The 15,311-nt window shown below is 51.3% G+C and carries 17 protein-coding genes; all 17 read left to right on the forward strand.

Annotated elements, in window-relative coordinates:
• Window positions 1–291: 291 nt before the first annotated feature.
• The 17 genes from Q0Y65_RS12020 to Q0Y65_RS12100 all read left to right on the forward strand — a co-directional run bounded on the left by Q0Y65_RS12020 (window position 292) and on the right by Q0Y65_RS12100 (window position 15,282).
• Window positions 292–1,386: a DUF3810 domain-containing protein gene (locus Q0Y65_RS12020; RefSeq protein ID WP_297960098.1), complete on the forward strand. Its 1,095-nt coding sequence runs from the start codon at window positions 292–294 to the stop codon at window positions 1,384–1,386.
• A 161-nt stretch (window positions 1,387–1,547) separates the two neighbouring features.
• Window positions 1,548–2,636, forward strand: a complete 1,089-nt coding sequence (locus Q0Y65_RS12025) for a hypothetical protein (protein WP_297960100.1) — start codon at window positions 1,548–1,550, stop codon at window positions 2,634–2,636.
• Between the two features lie 31 nt (window positions 2,637–2,667).
• Window positions 2,668–3,801, forward strand: a complete 1,134-nt coding sequence (locus tag Q0Y65_RS12030) for a hypothetical protein (protein WP_297960102.1) — start codon at window positions 2,668–2,670, stop codon at window positions 3,799–3,801.
• A gap of 72 nt (window positions 3,802–3,873) precedes the next feature.
• Window positions 3,874–4,152 (forward strand): sporulation protein YabP, encoded by a 279-nt coding sequence (gene yabP / locus Q0Y65_RS12035; protein ID WP_297960104.1) that lies wholly within the window; start codon window positions 3,874–3,876, stop codon window positions 4,150–4,152.
• Window positions 4,149–4,694: a spore cortex biosynthesis protein YabQ gene (gene yabQ, locus Q0Y65_RS12040; RefSeq protein ID WP_297960106.1), complete on the forward strand. Its 546-nt coding sequence runs from the start codon at window positions 4,149–4,151 to the stop codon at window positions 4,692–4,694. The genes yabP and yabQ overlap by 4 nt, the downstream gene beginning before the upstream one ends.
• On the forward strand, window positions 4,684–4,986 hold the full coding sequence (locus Q0Y65_RS12045) for a hypothetical protein (RefSeq protein ID WP_297960108.1): 303 nt from the start codon (window positions 4,684–4,686) through the stop codon (window positions 4,984–4,986). The genes yabQ and Q0Y65_RS12045 overlap by 11 nt, the downstream gene beginning before the upstream one ends.
• 44 nt (window positions 4,987–5,030) lie before the next feature.
• Window positions 5,031–5,576, forward strand: a complete 546-nt coding sequence (locus Q0Y65_RS12050; RefSeq protein ID WP_297960110.1) for a S1 RNA-binding domain-containing protein — start codon at window positions 5,031–5,033, stop codon at window positions 5,574–5,576.
• A gap of 117 nt (window positions 5,577–5,693) precedes the next feature.
• Window positions 5,694–6,494 (forward strand): hypothetical protein, encoded by an 801-nt coding sequence (locus Q0Y65_RS12055; protein ID WP_297960112.1) that lies wholly within the window; start codon window positions 5,694–5,696, stop codon window positions 6,492–6,494.
• Window positions 6,495–6,506: 12 nt separating this feature from the next.
• Complete coding sequence (locus Q0Y65_RS12060; RefSeq protein WP_297960114.1) at window positions 6,507–8,033, forward strand: YifB family Mg chelatase-like AAA ATPase; 1,527 nt, start codon at window positions 6,507–6,509, stop codon at window positions 8,031–8,033.
• A 264-nt stretch (window positions 8,034–8,297) separates the two neighbouring features.
• On the forward strand, window positions 8,298–9,455 hold the full coding sequence (locus Q0Y65_RS12065; protein ID WP_297960116.1) for an FtsW/RodA/SpoVE family cell cycle protein: 1,158 nt from the start codon (window positions 8,298–8,300) through the stop codon (window positions 9,453–9,455).
• A gap of 128 nt (window positions 9,456–9,583) precedes the next feature.
• Window positions 9,584–9,862 (forward strand): hypothetical protein, encoded by a 279-nt coding sequence (locus Q0Y65_RS12070; protein ID WP_297960118.1) that lies wholly within the window; start codon window positions 9,584–9,586, stop codon window positions 9,860–9,862.
• A 22-nt stretch (window positions 9,863–9,884) separates the two neighbouring features.
• Complete coding sequence (locus tag Q0Y65_RS12075) at window positions 9,885–10,163, forward strand: hypothetical protein (protein WP_297960120.1); 279 nt, start codon at window positions 9,885–9,887, stop codon at window positions 10,161–10,163.
• A 197-nt stretch (window positions 10,164–10,360) separates the two neighbouring features.
• Window positions 10,361–11,215 carry a dockerin type I repeat-containing protein gene (locus tag Q0Y65_RS12080; protein ID WP_297960122.1) on the forward strand — a complete coding sequence of 285 codons (855 nt, stop codon included), beginning with the start codon at window positions 10,361–10,363 and terminating at the stop codon, window positions 11,213–11,215.
• Window positions 11,216–11,218: 3 nt separating this feature from the next.
• The gene (locus Q0Y65_RS12085; RefSeq protein ID WP_297960124.1) at window positions 11,219–12,292 is read left to right on the forward strand and encodes a radical SAM/SPASM domain-containing protein; all 1,074 of its coding nucleotides are present in this window, start codon (window positions 11,219–11,221) and stop codon (window positions 12,290–12,292) included.
• Between the two features lie 175 nt (window positions 12,293–12,467).
• On the forward strand, window positions 12,468–13,478 hold the full coding sequence (locus Q0Y65_RS12090) for a M20/M25/M40 family metallo-hydrolase (RefSeq protein ID WP_297960126.1): 1,011 nt from the start codon (window positions 12,468–12,470) through the stop codon (window positions 13,476–13,478).
• Between the two features lie 2 nt (window positions 13,479–13,480).
• Window positions 13,481–14,485 carry a M42 family metallopeptidase gene (locus Q0Y65_RS12095; RefSeq protein WP_297960234.1) on the forward strand — a complete coding sequence of 335 codons (1,005 nt, stop codon included), beginning with the start codon at window positions 13,481–13,483 and terminating at the stop codon, window positions 14,483–14,485.
• Window positions 14,482–15,282, forward strand: a complete 801-nt coding sequence (locus tag Q0Y65_RS12100) for a GNAT family N-acetyltransferase (RefSeq protein ID WP_297960128.1) — start codon at window positions 14,482–14,484, stop codon at window positions 15,280–15,282. The genes Q0Y65_RS12095 and Q0Y65_RS12100 overlap by 4 nt, the downstream gene beginning before the upstream one ends.
• Window positions 15,283–15,311: the final 29 nt, after the last annotated feature.

Below are 15,311 nucleotides of genomic sequence, written 5' to 3' on the forward strand. Positions count from 1 at the left end.
GCGTAATTGCCTATAATTCGGCAACAATGCATAAATATATCGACAAAAGTCGCAACTATTGAACAGTGGAGCCTTTCAGCTTCCCTCTTTTCACTTTTTAGACAAGCGGAAACGGGAAAAGTCTCACAGGAAAGCATATCTTTGTATGCTTGTACAAATATCATTTCCGTATAATGTTTGAATTTGTGCGGATGCACAACAAGCCGCCCTGTCGTGCCATGAAATGACAGTTGCAGAAAACCTGCAACTGTGTTATAATAGTATGTAATACGGACCGCGGAGGGGATATCCATGAAAAAGAGATACAGCATACCGCTCATCATTATAGGTGCAATGGTGATACTGAATATCATAGCGCGGCTGAGCCGTTCCTTTGCGGACTTCTATGTGACTCACATATTCCACTGCATATCCACGGCAGTTTCAGCCGTTACGGGACTTCTGCCCTTTTCGCTGGGCGAGATGCTGACTGTTGCGGCGGTAGCGCTTGTCATCATCGGTATACCGCTGTTCCTTATCCTGCTCATATTCAGAAAGGGCAAGCGCCGCGCAACGGCCGCCTTTGCAGGAACTCTTGCGCTGTGGATACTGTGCTACATAGTCACCACCGAGACCATGAACTGCTTTATCATGTATCAGTGTACCCCCGTTTCCGAGAAGTATTTCCCCGACGCACATCAGCACACCGACGAGGAGCTGACTGAGCTTTACGGCATACTGATAAACGAGTGCAATGAACTGGCTAAGCAGGTACACCGCGACGAAAACGGCTGCTTCGATGTCACCTGCGACATAAACGCAGAGGCAAAAAAGGCCATGAAGAAGGCAGGAGAGAAATACCCTCAGCTCCGCGGATTTTATCCCGACCCCAAGCCCATACAGTTCTCATACTTTATGAGCCAGTCCCACCTGACGGGCATATACCTGCCCTACACCATAGAGGCCAACTATAACGACGATATGGTGCGGGCCAATCTTCCCGCAACGGTATGCCACGAGCTGGCGCACCTGAAGGGCTTTATTCAGGAGGACGAGGCCAATTTCATGGCATTCGTGGCGGCAACGGGCAGCGATAACGTGGAATTCCGCTATGCAGGCTATCTGGACGCTCTTGAGTATGTACATAACACGGTCTGGGAAAACGAGGTGGAGGAGGCCTATCCGCTCTCCGACACCATATCCGATGAAGTGCTCCGCGACTGGTTCAGGTTCATGCCCGAGAATTACTGGGAGGACAACGCGGACAAGGAGGTAATATCCACCGAGACGGTCAGCGAGGCCTCCACGGCGGCAATAGACACAAATATAAAAATGAACGGCAGAGATGACGGCATAAAGGCCTATTCCATGGTAGTCGATCTGCTGCTGGACTACTATTACCCATAAATCATAATCTGTAATTGCATGGATTGGTATTTCCGTGCAGGGAAAGCCGTCCCCCGGCGTACCGCCGGTTACAGTCATTTATAATAAACATGAATTCTGCTGACGGCAAATGGCCGTCACTACAAGTAGAAATTATGAATTACACAACAGGAGAAAACAGAATGAAAAAGATCATTGCAGGACTCATTGCCCTTACAGCTGCGGTTTGCAGCATGACATCATGTACAGACAATAAGTCCGGAAACAGTAAGGAAGGCACGAAAAAATCCTCCGTGCAGCAGACCACCGAAGGTACAGTACCTGATGCAGATTACGACCGTACGGATATGGGGGAGACCATCGGGGCATTCATTGACGCATTCAATGCAAGGGATTACAAAAAGACCTTTGAGATGCAGATGCCTGACGGTATAATGGACGTTATGGAGGTCGTGGCCAGGACGGAAGACGCAAGGGGACAGTCGGTCGAGGAGCTTATAAAGGGATATCAGGATGTTTTTTATAAAGATGCGGAGGACAATAAAATTGATTTCAAAGGCATAAAAAAGACGGAGCCCGTGAACGAGTCCGAAATGGCAAGCCTGAGCTTTTCTTTCGATATGTACGAATGGATGGTCGATTATGTAGCCGATAACGGCGGAGTTGAAGGAGTTGATCCTGAAAAACTCAATGAGTCGTTCAACAATATCGATATAGATGACATTTCAGGCCCTTCAAATATTACCGAGGCATATTTTGTCACCGTAGAACTCGGAGATCATGAGACAGGCGGGACATACGAAGGTGTGTTTTACCTTTTGGGATATAAGGGCGGCTGGAAGATCAATGCCCAGTATCTTCAGGGGATCGGGATCAGAGCCGAAGAATCCGATATGAACGAGGAAGCTGAGAATCTCTATAAAGCTGCAATGGTGTCGCTGGCGGAAATGGACGAGGAGGGCGTTCTCGGCGATACATCGGCAGGTCTCATCATCAGCTCGGACGAGACAAAGGATCTCGGCGTGCCGGAGGACTTCGACCCGGAGAGGTTCCGTAAAAAGCTTGGATCGTATTATCCCGATGCCGCAAGCGAGGACAGAGTATGGTTTGTGGAGATAAAGGACGGCCGCACAGTATTTGCCGCTGTATACGATACGGGAAATGCCGCTGTTGCTGGTCACTATCCCGATGTGACAGCTGACGGTTCACAGTATGACGGCATGACCTATGACGAGATTTATGACAAATTCTGCCGTGAAATAAACGGCTGAACATATTATATCAGTAAAAGGAGATAAAAAAATGAAAAAGATCATCGCAGGGTTCATCGCCCTTACAGCTGCGTTTTGCAGTATGACAGCCTGCTCAGATAGCACTAAGGACGAGAAGGACAGCAAAGCTTCGGAGCCCGTCACAGAGCAGGTGACTGACGAGATCACCACCGACGAGGTCACCACTGATGACTCCGAGGAGGAGACAACCGCACCGAAGGCTGCCGATACAAAGGAGCTGGAGGCTGTAATGAAGAAGTTTATCGACGCATACAACTCAGAGGATTACAAAAAGACCTTCAAGCTGACCATGCCCGAGGGAACGGATAAGGTGTTCAAGGCCTTACTGAATACGTCTTCGCTCCAGGAGGAATACGACGGTGTTTCCGAGGACGAAATGATAAAGGACTCCCAGTCGTCGCTGTTTCTCGGCAAAAAGGAAGGAGACCTGATACTCGGCGACATACTGAAGGCAGAGCCTCTCAACGAAATGGAGGAATACGATCTGAAGTCGGATCTGTCCCTGATAGCATGGTGCGCGGACTATATCGACAAGAACGGCGGTATCGACGCTGTTGACGGCGATGAAATGGTAAACCAGATGATTGATCTCTGCGAGGACGACCTTATATCCATGGTCGATCTCACAGAGGCCTACTACCTCACATTCGAGCTTGAATACGAGCCTACTGGCGAGAAGAACGAAGGCTATGCCACAGTTTACCGCGTAAACGGCGGAGAGTGGAAGGTGAGCGCCAATGATTTCAAAGGCATAGATACAAGAGGCGCAGAAAAAAGGCTTGACACCGAGGCAAGCAGCATATCCAAGGCTGCCAATACTGCTCTTGTTGAAATGGACGAGAGAGGTCTTCTTCCCGTCACCGATGAAAAGTTTATCGTATCCTCCGACGGCAGCAGGGACATGAATGTGCCCGATGACTTCGATGCGGAGCAGTTCAAAAAGCTCATGAAGAATTACTACGAATCCGAAAATGAGTGGTTTATCAAGATCTATGGCGGCTGCGCATTTGAGGTCGCCGTGTGTGATCCCGAAAAACCGCACGCTGTAGGCACCTATCCTCCATCTGATAACGCAGACTTTGAATACGAAGGCATGGAGTATGATGAGATCTACAGGAAGTACTGCGAGGGACTGGGCGGCTGATGACCTGATCCGTGCATACGGCGAAGCTCCTCCGAATATACTTTCAGTATCAAGTAATTCGGAGGTAGCACCATGCAGGACAAGACCGTAAAGAAGGACCAGAACATAATCCTCGAAAACCGCAGAAGCATGACTATATCGGGCATAACCGACGTTGACAGCTTCGACGAGAGAGAGATAAGCCTCTATACTCAGCTGGGAGAGCTCATCGTCAAGGGGCGGGAGCTCCATATCGACTCCATGAGCGTCGAGACCGGAGATATGACCATAACAGGCGAGATACAGGCCATGATCTACGGCGACAGCGACAGAAAGGGACCCGTTTCCGCACTGGGCAGGCTCTTCAGATGAGCATAACGGAAAACTTCCTCACGGTAAGCGAGGAGCTGCGTCTATTCGGCATATCCTGCCTTGTGGGAGCCGCTCTTGGCGCGGTATACGACGTTTTTCGCGCATTCCGCCTGATATTTCCCCATAACAGCATACTTACAGCTTTTGAGGACATACTTTTCTTCTGCATTTACGCCGTGACCCTCTCCGTCTTTTCGGCGGTTTTTGCAGGAGGTGAAACAAGGCTGTACTACGCTGTGGGGAACCTTATAGGCTTTGCACTGTACATGGCTCTTGTGGGCAGCGTCGTAATGGGCACTCTCCGCAGACTTCTGACGCTTCTGGGAGCTGTTCTGAAGCTGATTTTTCGCCCTGTGAAAGCTATTTATACACTACTTGGTAAAAAACTACTGCTCAAATTTGTGGGTTTTATCCAAATTATAGTTAAACCACTTAAAAAAATAAAAATAGTATTGCTAAACAGGCGGAATCTGTTGTATAATAAAATGGAAAATAAAAAGAGAAAGAACGTGAAAAGCGTTGTCGAAAAAAATGAGACATGAAAAGCAGAGAAAAAAGTGTCTGTTCAACCGCGGTCTTGTTAGACTTGCGGCTCTGGCCGTAGTAATGGGCTGCGGAGTGCTTATCGCAACCACGCTCAGGGACTGCGCCGAAAAAGAGGAGCAGATGGAGCTCATACAGACAAAAATAGATTCATACGAGACCGAAAATGCCGAGCTGCAGCGTGTCCTTGACAGTGACGACCTCAACGCTTACATGGAAAAGGTCGCACTTGAGGAGAGAGGCTATGCCTATCCCGACGAGCGCAGGTTCTACGACACTACAAGGGATTAATAGATTCCGTGGGACGGGATCATAAAAAGGAGTTATAAATTAGTATGCAGCTGGAAATAGGTAAGATCTACAACGGCAAGGTCAAGGGAATAACGCAGTACGGAGCTTTCGTCGACATCGAGGGCGGAGGCACCGGAATGGTGCATATTTCCGAGATCGCCAATACATATGTCAGCGATATCCGCGAGCACCTCACAGAGGAGCAGGATGTCAGGGTAAAGGTCATCGGCATCAACGAGGCCGGAAAGATCAGTCTTTCCATAAAGAAGGCCTCCGAGAACGGCGATGCACAGCCTCGTCCCAGACGTTTCGACAAGGGTCAGGGCAGATCCGACCGCGGCGGCGACAGAGGCGGTGACAGGAGCGACAGGGGCGGCGACAGGAACGATCGCAGCTTTGATAAGGGCGACAAGAGCGGAGACCGCGGTAATCAGCGTATCAAGCCCGTTGTGTGGGAGCCCAAGAAGCAGATCCCTCAGTCCGAAATGACATTCGAGGATATGATGTCACGCTTCAAGCAGACCAGCGAGGAGCGTATGTGCGACCTCAAGCGCAGCACCGACAGAAAAAACGGTACAAGAAGAAAGTAACGCAGAGCCGTCCGAAGGGACGGCTTTTTTATGTCCTCTGAAATCCGTGAAATATATTTACATCAGTCGAAAAAAGTGGTATAATAATATAGATTATTATTTTTGGCGGAGGATGATATGGAATTCAGAAAAAATCCCGATCTTGAGGAAAAGCCCGATCATCTTCATTATCCTATATGCCGCGGCAGACTTGATGCCATAAACGAAATGAGCACCGGTATACTGAAGTTCAGCCTGATAGCCAGTGCGGTACTGTGTATAGTATCGCTGATAGGTATACCTCTCCATGTTGTGGGCTGGCTGCCGCTCATCTTCACTCTGAAGGAAGCCGACGGCGACATGGGCTTCCTCTTTTCGGTGGTGCAGAGCGTCATAAGTCTTCTGCCCGCCGCAATGGCGCTTCTGGGCTGCACAGAGCGCAAGAAATACGACGTGATACTGTTCTTTTTCTATGCGCTGATGTTTGTTTTTTCATTATTTGTGCGATTGACAGCCCTTGACGCCGTAACGGTCATAATAGGCGGAGTGGGTGTTGTAAAATGCTTCGGTATGCTGAAGGGCTATGTGGACTTCCGACAGCTGCGAAAGACCGAGGGCTATCCCGTGTTCAGCGTGGTGCTTGCGGAGTACGACGACAGGAAGAAGCAGAGCCCCGACGGCTATTACCGCGACCCATACGACAGGCTCATGCGCGAAAAGCTCAGAAGTCAGCGCAATATGGGAAAAGGTGAAGGTAACGATCAGCTCCGCAATCTTACTGAGTTTGCCCAGCCGATGTCGGAGCAGACTGACGGTCTCGGCGATATGCCGGAGCTGGATATCACAGCAGCTTCGGCGGAAAAGGCTGCACCGGACAGGTTCACGGTAAAGTCGGGCAAATACGGAGTGGTGCTGTTCAGCGAAATGAAACTTAGATAAAGGGGGAAAACTATGTTTGCAAAGGTATCGAGTCTGGGACTTTTCGGCCTGAATGCCTTTCCCGTAGATGTTGAGATAGATATCAGCCGCGGAAATCCCGTATTCGAGATAGTGGGACTTCCCGACACGGTGGTAAAGGAGAGCCGCGAGCGTATACGCGCAGCCCTGCGCTCATGCAGCATAAGCTTTCCCGTTGCCTCTGTTATGATAAACCTTGCCCCTGCCGACACAAAAAAGAGCGGCTCGGTGCATGATATGGCCATATTCATGGCTATACTCCGCGCTATGCGTATGATAAGCGAGGATACCGACGGCAGCTCCTTCATCGGAGAGATATCCCTCAACGGCGATATCCGCCGCATAAACGGCGTGCTGCCCATGGTCATGCTTGCCCGTGAAAAGGGCATAAAATCGGTGTTCGTCCCTGCGGAGAACGCAAAGGAGGCCTCTGTCATAGACGGCGTGGACATATACGCAGTCAGCAATGCGGAGGAGCTTATCCGTCATTTCCGCAATGAGGAGAGGCTTTCTCCCTGCGAGAGGTATATACCGCCCGAGGCTGCCTATAACGAGCCCCTGGACTTCTCCGACGTAAGGGGACAGCAGTCAGCGAAAAAGGCGCTGGAGATAGCTGCGGCAGGCGGCCACAATGCCCTGCTGATAGGCTCTCCGGGAAGCGGAAAGAGTATGCTGGCAAAGCGTATGCCCTCCATACTTCCGCCCCTGACCTTTGAGGAGGCTCTTGAGACCACAAAGATACATTCCATTTCGGGATTACTTACTCCCGAAATGCCCATAATAACAAAAAGGCCCTTCCGCTCGCCCCATCACACCATATCCTCGGCAGGACTTGCAGGCGGCGGCACAGTGCCCCACCCGGGAGAGGTATCCCTCGCCCATAACGGCCTGCTGTTTCTGGACGAGCTGGCGGAGTTCGACCGCAAGACCCTGGAGATTCTGCGTCAGCCCCTTGAGGACAGAAAGGTAACTATCGCAAGGGCGTCGGGGACAGTGACCTATCCCTGCACCATTATGCTCATAGGAGCAATGAATCCCTGTCCCTGCGGCTATTACGGCCACCCGAAGAGGAAGTGCATCTGCCCGAAGAACAAGGTCACGGGCTATCTCTCAAAGATCTCGGGGCCGCTTCTTGACCGCTTCGACCTGCATATCGAGGTAGCTCCCGTGGAGTTCGGCGATCTTTCCTCAAAAATCAAGGAGGAGAGCTCCGCAGAGATAAGAAAGCGTGTAATTGCCGCAAGAGCCATACAGGAGCAGCGCTTCAGCGGTACGGGTATAACCTGCAATGCGCTGATAACTCCCGACAAGCTTCAGGAGTTCTGTCCCATGGACGACGCAGCGGAAACCCTGATGAAGAACGTTTTCGACAGGCTGGGACTCAGCGCCAGAGCCTACGACCGCATACTGAAGGTTGCAAGGACGATTGCGGATATAGACGGCTCAGAGGTGATAAAGAAGCCCCATGTTGCAGCGGCTGCTCAGTTCAGGAGCCTTGACCGCAAATACTGGAACGAGTGACAGCTGTAGGGGACGGCGTCCCCGATGTCCCACCATGTACGGTCATCTTGTAGGGAACGCCTTCTCTTGCAAGGCGTTCCCTCTTCAAAAACAGTCCACCGGACTGTTTTTGAATTCACCCTTTGCGAGGCGCCTGATGTATTCGTGGCGCTGCCCCGAACCCTGCCAGAGGCGCCGCCTCTGGACTCTGCCAAAGGGTTGTGAACCCTTTGGAATCCCTTTCATGGGCTCAGCATAATAAAGAAAAGATCAAAAGGAGAAACAATGAAATCGGCATTCAAAAAACTGCCCTCGGGCAAACACAGTATAGACGCAGGACTGCTCTTTGCGGTCACGCTGTGCGCTGCCATAAGCACCCTGCTGATATATTCCATAACCTATAACAAGGTCCTTGAAACAGTGGGCTCCAGCTACTGGAAGACACAGGCCTTCTCCATGTGCGCAGGAATAGTTGCGGCGATAATAATATCTTTTATCGACTACCGCAAGCTGGTAAAGCTCTGGGTCGTATTCGTCCCCCTGTCACTGGTGCTGGTGGGACTGACCTTTACCTCTCTGGGCTATCAGCGAGAGGGCGCGGACGACCAGGCATGGCTGAACCTCGGCTTTATCCAGTTCCAGCCCTCTGAGGTGCTGAAGCTGACCTTTATACTGACATTTGCCTATCATCTCTCACGGGATGAGGAGGATATGAACAAGCCTCTGCATATGCTGCTGCTGATAATACACGGCATGATCCCCATAGGCATCATAGGACTTCAGGGCGACTACGGAACGGCTATCGTTTTTGCGGCAATATTCGTATTCATGATATGCTCCGCAAAGATATCCTGGAAGTACCTTGTTGCAGCTCCCTTTGTGGTAGCTGTGGGAGTTGCCGCCATGTGGTTCTTCGTGCTCAGCGAGTTCCACAAGAAGCGTATACTCATACTCTTCCACCCCGGAACAGACCCCGAGTATATCGAGTATCAGCAGGATCTGGGACTTGCAGCACTGAAATCGGGCGGAGTTTTCGGCAAGGGACTTTTCGGCAAGCCCGAGGACTATATCACCGTTCCCGAGATACACAATGACTTCATATTCACCTATGCAGGACAGGTATTCGGCTATGTGGGAACTCTGGGACTTATAATCATACTGGCATATATATGCCTGAAGATATTCGGCGACAGCCGTATCTGCCGCGATCATCTGGGCAAGTTCATCTGCATGGGCGCCTTCGGACTGGTGCTCTCACACTGTATCATGAACGTGGGAATGGTACTGAAGGTAGCGCCCGTTATCGGTGTTCCGCTGCCCTTCCTCAGTGCGGGAGGCACCGCCCTTATAAGTATGTACGCCATGATCGGACTGGTGCTGAGCACCTACAGTCACCGCGCTGTGAATTACAATGTATTCTATGATGAGGACGGGGAAGAATAAGCGCCCGTTCTCACAGATATATGCAACATCGCTCCCGTTATCATGCGGGAGCTTTTTTCTGCTCCGAGGTTGACAAATGCTCCGTAAAGGAGTACAATTAAAGTAACTACAGATCGGAGGGGATATCCATGAAAAAGAACAAGAAGACCGCACTTATGGCAGCTGTACTTACAGGAGCTGCCATGCTCACCGGCTGCGATCACGGCAGCGACAATGTTCAGGACGTTTACGGTCCGCCTGTGACGGAAAACACATCATCCTATGCCACAGTTCCCGCGGTGTACGGTCCTCCGCCGACGGACGAATTCGTTACCGATCCCATTACAGAGGCCGTTACCACGGATTATGACCCGTCGGAGGACAACGTGCAGATTGTATACGGTCCTCCCGAGACTCCCGAGCGATAAGCTCCGCATCGGAGGTGCAGCCATGAAAAAGAACCGGAAGACCGCCCTTATGGCGGCAATACTCACAGGAGCCGCAATGCTGACGGGCTGCGATACGGGCGGCGACATCGTCACGGTCTACGGCCCTCCCACGGCTGAGGAGGCCGCTCCCGCCACGGATAGCATGGAAGGCGGCGACGGCGGCCAGATGATAAAGGGCTTCCGCGATATGATAGCGGATAAGTATCCCGAGGTCAATAATGACGGCTCGGGCAATGGTATGCAGGGAGAATATGATTTCCCTGAGGACGATGAATATTAAAACTGCACAAAGACTTCTTTGACCTTTTGTGCAGGTATACAAAGATGGTAACAAAAGGGAAAAAGTCCGTACTTTTACGGCATTTATTTAATAGCACTGTGGAACCGTGACAGCCGAGCGTCCGATCACCATTCGGATATCACTTGCTGTCTCTTTCGGCTGTCACGCCATAGATCATCGAAAGGAGTGTTTTTATTATGAAAAAGTCATTACGAACAGTTGTTACCGCAGCAATGTTCGCAGCAGCAAATATGTCTGCGCTTCCAACTATGGCTGCAGGGGACGAGATAATAAAGGAACAGAACGGAAACAGGGGAGTTTCTGAACAGAGCGCTGATATACAGCAGGATATAGTTGCCGCTACTACAACGACAGTTTATCCTGTTTACGGTACAAGGCCGCCTCATGAGCTGACTACCACAACTACCTCGACTACAAGCAATATCGAGGAGTTTCTGACCATGACCACAACTACCGATTATCCCACGCCTCTCTACGGAACAACTGCACCTATAAACCTTGAGGAATACCTTACCACAACTACTACCGTTCCTCAGCCTGTTTACGGTCCTCCTATCCAGGACTGGGTGGGCGATGTGAACCTTGACGGCTCCGTTGACAGCTTTGACGTTCTCTCAGTAAGAAAGATGCTGATAAAGGGCACAGATAAGTACAGTGATGAGTATAAAGAGGCTTACTACGGTGACATGAACAACGACGGCAAGCTCACTATCGCTGATCTTATCCTGTTGCAGAAGTACGTTCTGGGCAAGGTAACAAAGCAGGAGCTCCAGCAGCAGTTCCATTACTGGTACGGAAGCCATGATGTGGAGATAGAGCAGATCTATCCTGATGTTCCCGGAACAGCTCCCGAGAACAATCCCATTGCCACCACAACAACCACTGCCCCATATGATCCCCGTCAGGACGTTGTGGTAACTCTTTACGGCATAGCTCCCATAAAGGACATTATCACTGACTTTACTGCTGAGGATCAGGATACCCCTGCTCAGGAGGCTCAGCCTCAGGATACTACAACTCAGGAGAAGTAAGATATGCTCGATGAAAAAATGAAGCTGGATCATCTCAGACAGATGAGAGAATACAGGAGCTCGCTGATGAAAAAGCCTCAGCTCCGCAACCTTTTCCTGGAGCTTACCCTGCGCTGCAACGAGAGATGTATGCACTGCGGAAGCTACTGCGGAGAGGTACAGTCAGAGGAGCTGACTGTTGAACAGTACCGCACATTCCTTCAGCAGGTGAAGGAGGATATGACCACCAAGGGCAAGATGCTGGATATCACAGGCGGAGAGCCCCTGCTCAGGAAGGAATTCTTCGATATACTGGGAGCTGCTCACGAACTGGGCTTTGCCTGGGGCATGACCAGCAACGCCACACTTATCGACGACAGCGTGGCAAGAGACCTGAAAAGAGTGGGCATGGGTACTATCTCCGTAAGCATAGACGGCCTTGAGGAGACCCACGACGCCTTCAGAAGGACTCCCGGCGGCTATAAAAAGGCCATGAACGGCATCGAGAGCCTTATCCGTGTGGGCAGCTTCGATCATGTGCAGGTGACAACTGTGGTCACTCATCAGAATATAGGCCAGCTCGACGAGCTGTTCAAAATATTCAATGAAATGGATATCGACTCATGGAGAGTCATAAATATGGAGCCCATGGGACGTGCAAAGCAGCACCCCGAGCTCATACTCACCAAGGAGGACTATCAGACCCTCTTTGAGTTCATAAGGAACAAGAGGATTGCAGGCGAGCCCGTTACTTACGGCTGCAGCCACTATCTGGGTATGGAGTACGAGAGGGAGGTACGCGACTGGTACTTCCTTTGTACAGCAGGTCTGTACACCGCAAGTATCTGTGCAAACGGCGATATCATAGCCTGCCTCGACATCGAGCGCAGACCCGAGTTCGTACAGGGCAATATCCTCCGCGACCGCTTCAGCGATGTCTGGGAGAATAAATTTCAGATATTCAGGCGCGATCTTGCAGACGATAATGAGGTCTGTTCAAAGTGCGACCAGAAGGACTTCTGCCACGGCGACGCATATCACAGCTGGGACTTCGACAACAACAGACCGCAGCTGTGCTTCAAGGACATACTGTTTTGATTATTTCCTTCAGATCATTGGTACGGGAGCTATGGCTCCCGTACTTTTTTGCTCCTTTTTCGTCTTTCGGGATAATACTGCATAAATTATACCTGAAGGCTATTGAAAAAAGCTGACGTATCTGCTATAATATATATTGATGTATTATGATCATGTAATGAAAGGAGTTAATGCAATGGATCTGAAAAAAACCGTCACCGAGCTGGCTGAAGCTTCGGGTACCTCGGGAAGCGAAGAGGACGCAGCAGGCCTCGCCCTGTCAATGCTCCGGCAGTTCTGCCCCGACGCAGCCATATCGGGCGGAAATGTCATCGGACGCTTCGGCACCCATGTGGAAGGCCGTCCTTCCCTTGTCCTCGACGCCCATATCGATCAGGTGGGCTTTGCGGTGACCGCCGTCACCGACGAGGGTTTCATCAAGGTGGGGAATATCGGAGGCATCGACCGCAGACTGCTTCCCGCACAGCCCGTTGTTATCCACGGAAAAAGCGATATCAAGGGCGTTATATGCTCCACACCGCCGCATCTTACCAATGGCAGGACACCCGTTCCCGAAATAAGCGACATCGCCATAGACGCAGGTATGTCCAGGGCAGAGCTGGAGCAGATAGTCTCCTCGGGCGATACCATCACCTTTGACGCCGTATGCCGCGATCTTATAGGTACCCGTATCACAGGCGGAGCCCTTGACGACCGCTGCGGTGTTGCCGCTGTGCTCTATGCTCTGGAGCTTCTCGGCGGAGCGGAAACCGCCTATAACGTCACCGTTATCTTCTCCACACAGGAGGAGGTAGGCGAAAGGGGCGCAAAGATCGGCGCATTCGCCGTTGATCCCGATATCGCCATAGCTGTTGACGTAAGCTTCGGATTTGCCATGGGCGAGGACGAGACCAAGTGCGGATATCTCGGAAGCGGCCCCATGATAGGCGTATCCCCGTCGCTGTCCCGCGAGATCAGCGACAGTCTTGCCGCTGCTGCGGAGGCTGAGGATATCCCCTACCAGACAGAGGTCATGTGCGGACTTACTTCCACCAATGCCGACCGCTATGCAGTCAGCCGCTGCGGCGCAAAGACCTGCACCGTGTCGATACCTCTGAGAAATATGCACACCCCCGTTGAGGTGATCGACCTCACCGACGTTGAGCTTACCGCAAAGCTGCTTGCGGCATTCATAAAGGAGGGCTGATGATGAAGGAGCTTCTGAAAGAACTGTGCCTCGCCGACGGAGTGTCGGGGGACGAGGGCGCTGTCCGCGACCTCATAATCAGCAAGGTCAAGGACGTCTGCCAGTACAGCATAGACGATCTGGGAAATCTCATATGCTTCAGGAAGGGAAGAAAGGCTCCCAAAAAGAAACTGATGATATGCGCCCACATGGACGAGGTGGGCTTCATGGTAACGTATATCCGCTCCGACGGAACTCTCCGCTTTGACTGCGTGGGAGGCATAGATCCCTCTGTAGTCATCGGAAGGCGGGTAAAGGTGGGCAGCAGCCGTATCAGCGGAGTCATCGGCTCTACTGCTGTACATAATCTCAGCAAGGAGCAGCGCGAAAAGGCTCCCGATATTGACAGCCTGTATATCGACATCGGCGCTTCAAGCAGGGAGGAGGCCGAGAAATACGTTTTCCTCGGCGACTGTGTATACTTCGACGCTGAATTTGCGGAGCTGGGCGAGCACTGCGTAAGGTCAAAGGCTATCGACGACCGTGCAGGCTGCGCTATCATGATAAAGCTCATGCAGGAAAAGCCCGATTACGATACCTACTTCGTATTCAACGTACAGGAGGAGATAGGTCTCCGCGGTTCGGCGGTATCGTCATTCTCCGTGGCTCCCGATTTCGCCATCGTGCTGGAGGCCACCACCGCTGCGGATATCGACGGCGTTACAGGCGAGAAGAGAGTCTGCGAGCTTGGCAGAGGTCCCGTTGTGTCCTTCATGGACAAGAGGACCATCTACGACAAGGAGCTGTACAGACTGGCCTTCGACCTTGCAACCTGCCAGACCAAGACCATGATAGCAGGCGGCAACGACGCAGGCTCAATACATATAAGCGGCAAGGGAGTCCGCACCATATCCGTGTCTGTACCGTGCAGATACCTCCATTCTCCCTCGTCGGTCATTGATATGTCCGACCTTGTAAGCTCATACAAGCTTGTGAAAAATCTTTCAAAGAGGATACCTTTACTATGATAACACTTATCGAACATGAATACGAGCTCGACCGCGTCCTGCTCAACAAGACCCTCTCGGGCAAGAAGATGCTGGCCTATATGAGGGCATACGGTCCCAATTATGAATTCTGCCGTTTTTACAAGATAACCGATGAAAAAGGCGTGGGCTTCATGTTCATTATCAACTCCACACTGATAATATGCGGCGACGGCAGGCTTGAACCCAATCAGGAGATAGACCTGTTCGTCAGCATGAACGTGCCCTTCCGTATAGAGGGCGACCAGAAGATACTTGAGGGCATAAAGATACCCGACAGGTATCAGGTGCTGAACCGTACCATTTTCGAGCTCATACCCGATGATACGCCTCTTGAGGCTATAGAGGAGCACGTTGAGTTCAATCCAAGTCTCCCCGACGTATACAAGATACTCAGCGAGGGCTTCCCGAATATAGCCGATTTCTCGCTGTGGTACACCGATACCTCCCATCGCTGCCGCCACGGTATAAGCAGGGTATTCACATACCGCAACTCCACAACGGCTTCGGCGGTATTCGATATCGGAAGCACCGTCCTCATCGGACAGGTGGCCACAAACAAGGCTGCAAGAGGCAGAGGCTATGCAAGGGAGTTCCTGAAATGGCTGGCCAAGTTCTTCAACGGACTTGGAAAGAGAGCTTATCTCCTTGCTCTGGACGTCAGAGTAAGCTTCTATCAGGAGATAGGCTTCCGCATCGCAGGACGGGAGATAGTTCTGGAGCGTATCGACGTTGAAAAGGAAAGCGCTGCAAAGGGTCGTCTGGAGGACAGATCCTGAGCGCGGAAATATGGTGAAAAAGCCCGTGA

This window comes from uncultured Ruminococcus sp. (genome assembly GCF_947301925.1).
Classification (GTDB): Bacteria; Bacillota; Clostridia; order Oscillospirales; family Ruminococcaceae; genus Ruminococcus.

Excerpts from the sequence above, each read along its gene's own strand:
- Q0Y65_RS12020 (WP_297960098.1), top strand. The coding sequence starts at position 292 with ATGAAAAAGAGATACAGCATACCGCTCATCATTATAGGTGCAATGGTG.
- Q0Y65_RS12025 (WP_297960100.1), top strand. The coding sequence starts at position 1,548 with ATGAAAAAGATCATTGCAGGACTCATTGCCCTTACAGCTGCGGTTTGC.
- Q0Y65_RS12030 (WP_297960102.1), top strand. The coding sequence starts at position 2,668 with ATGAAAAAGATCATCGCAGGGTTCATCGCCCTTACAGCTGCGTTTTGC.
- yabP (WP_297960104.1), top strand. The coding sequence starts at position 3,874 with ATGCAGGACAAGACCGTAAAGAAGGACCAGAACATAATCCTCGAAAAC.
- yabQ (WP_297960106.1), top strand. The coding sequence starts at position 4,149 with ATGAGCATAACGGAAAACTTCCTCACGGTAAGCGAGGAGCTGCGTCTA.
- Q0Y65_RS12045 (WP_297960108.1), top strand. The coding sequence starts at position 4,684 with ATGAGACATGAAAAGCAGAGAAAAAAGTGTCTGTTCAACCGCGGTCTT.
- Q0Y65_RS12050 (WP_297960110.1), top strand. The coding sequence starts at position 5,031 with ATGCAGCTGGAAATAGGTAAGATCTACAACGGCAAGGTCAAGGGAATA.
- Q0Y65_RS12055 (WP_297960112.1), top strand. The coding sequence starts at position 5,694 with ATGGAATTCAGAAAAAATCCCGATCTTGAGGAAAAGCCCGATCATCTT.
- Q0Y65_RS12060 (WP_297960114.1), top strand. The coding sequence starts at position 6,507 with ATGTTTGCAAAGGTATCGAGTCTGGGACTTTTCGGCCTGAATGCCTTT.
- Q0Y65_RS12065 (WP_297960116.1), top strand. The coding sequence starts at position 8,298 with ATGAAATCGGCATTCAAAAAACTGCCCTCGGGCAAACACAGTATAGAC.
- Q0Y65_RS12070 (WP_297960118.1), top strand. The coding sequence starts at position 9,584 with ATGAAAAAGAACAAGAAGACCGCACTTATGGCAGCTGTACTTACAGGA.
- Q0Y65_RS12075 (WP_297960120.1), top strand. The coding sequence starts at position 9,885 with ATGAAAAAGAACCGGAAGACCGCCCTTATGGCGGCAATACTCACAGGA.
- Q0Y65_RS12080 (WP_297960122.1), top strand. The coding sequence starts at position 10,361 with ATGAAAAAGTCATTACGAACAGTTGTTACCGCAGCAATGTTCGCAGCA.
- Q0Y65_RS12085 (WP_297960124.1), top strand. The coding sequence starts at position 11,219 with ATGCTCGATGAAAAAATGAAGCTGGATCATCTCAGACAGATGAGAGAA.
- Q0Y65_RS12090 (WP_297960126.1), top strand. The coding sequence starts at position 12,468 with ATGGATCTGAAAAAAACCGTCACCGAGCTGGCTGAAGCTTCGGGTACC.
- Q0Y65_RS12095 (WP_297960234.1), top strand. The coding sequence starts at position 13,481 with ATGAAGGAGCTTCTGAAAGAACTGTGCCTCGCCGACGGAGTGTCGGGG.
- Q0Y65_RS12100 (WP_297960128.1), top strand. The coding sequence starts at position 14,482 with ATGATAACACTTATCGAACATGAATACGAGCTCGACCGCGTCCTGCTC.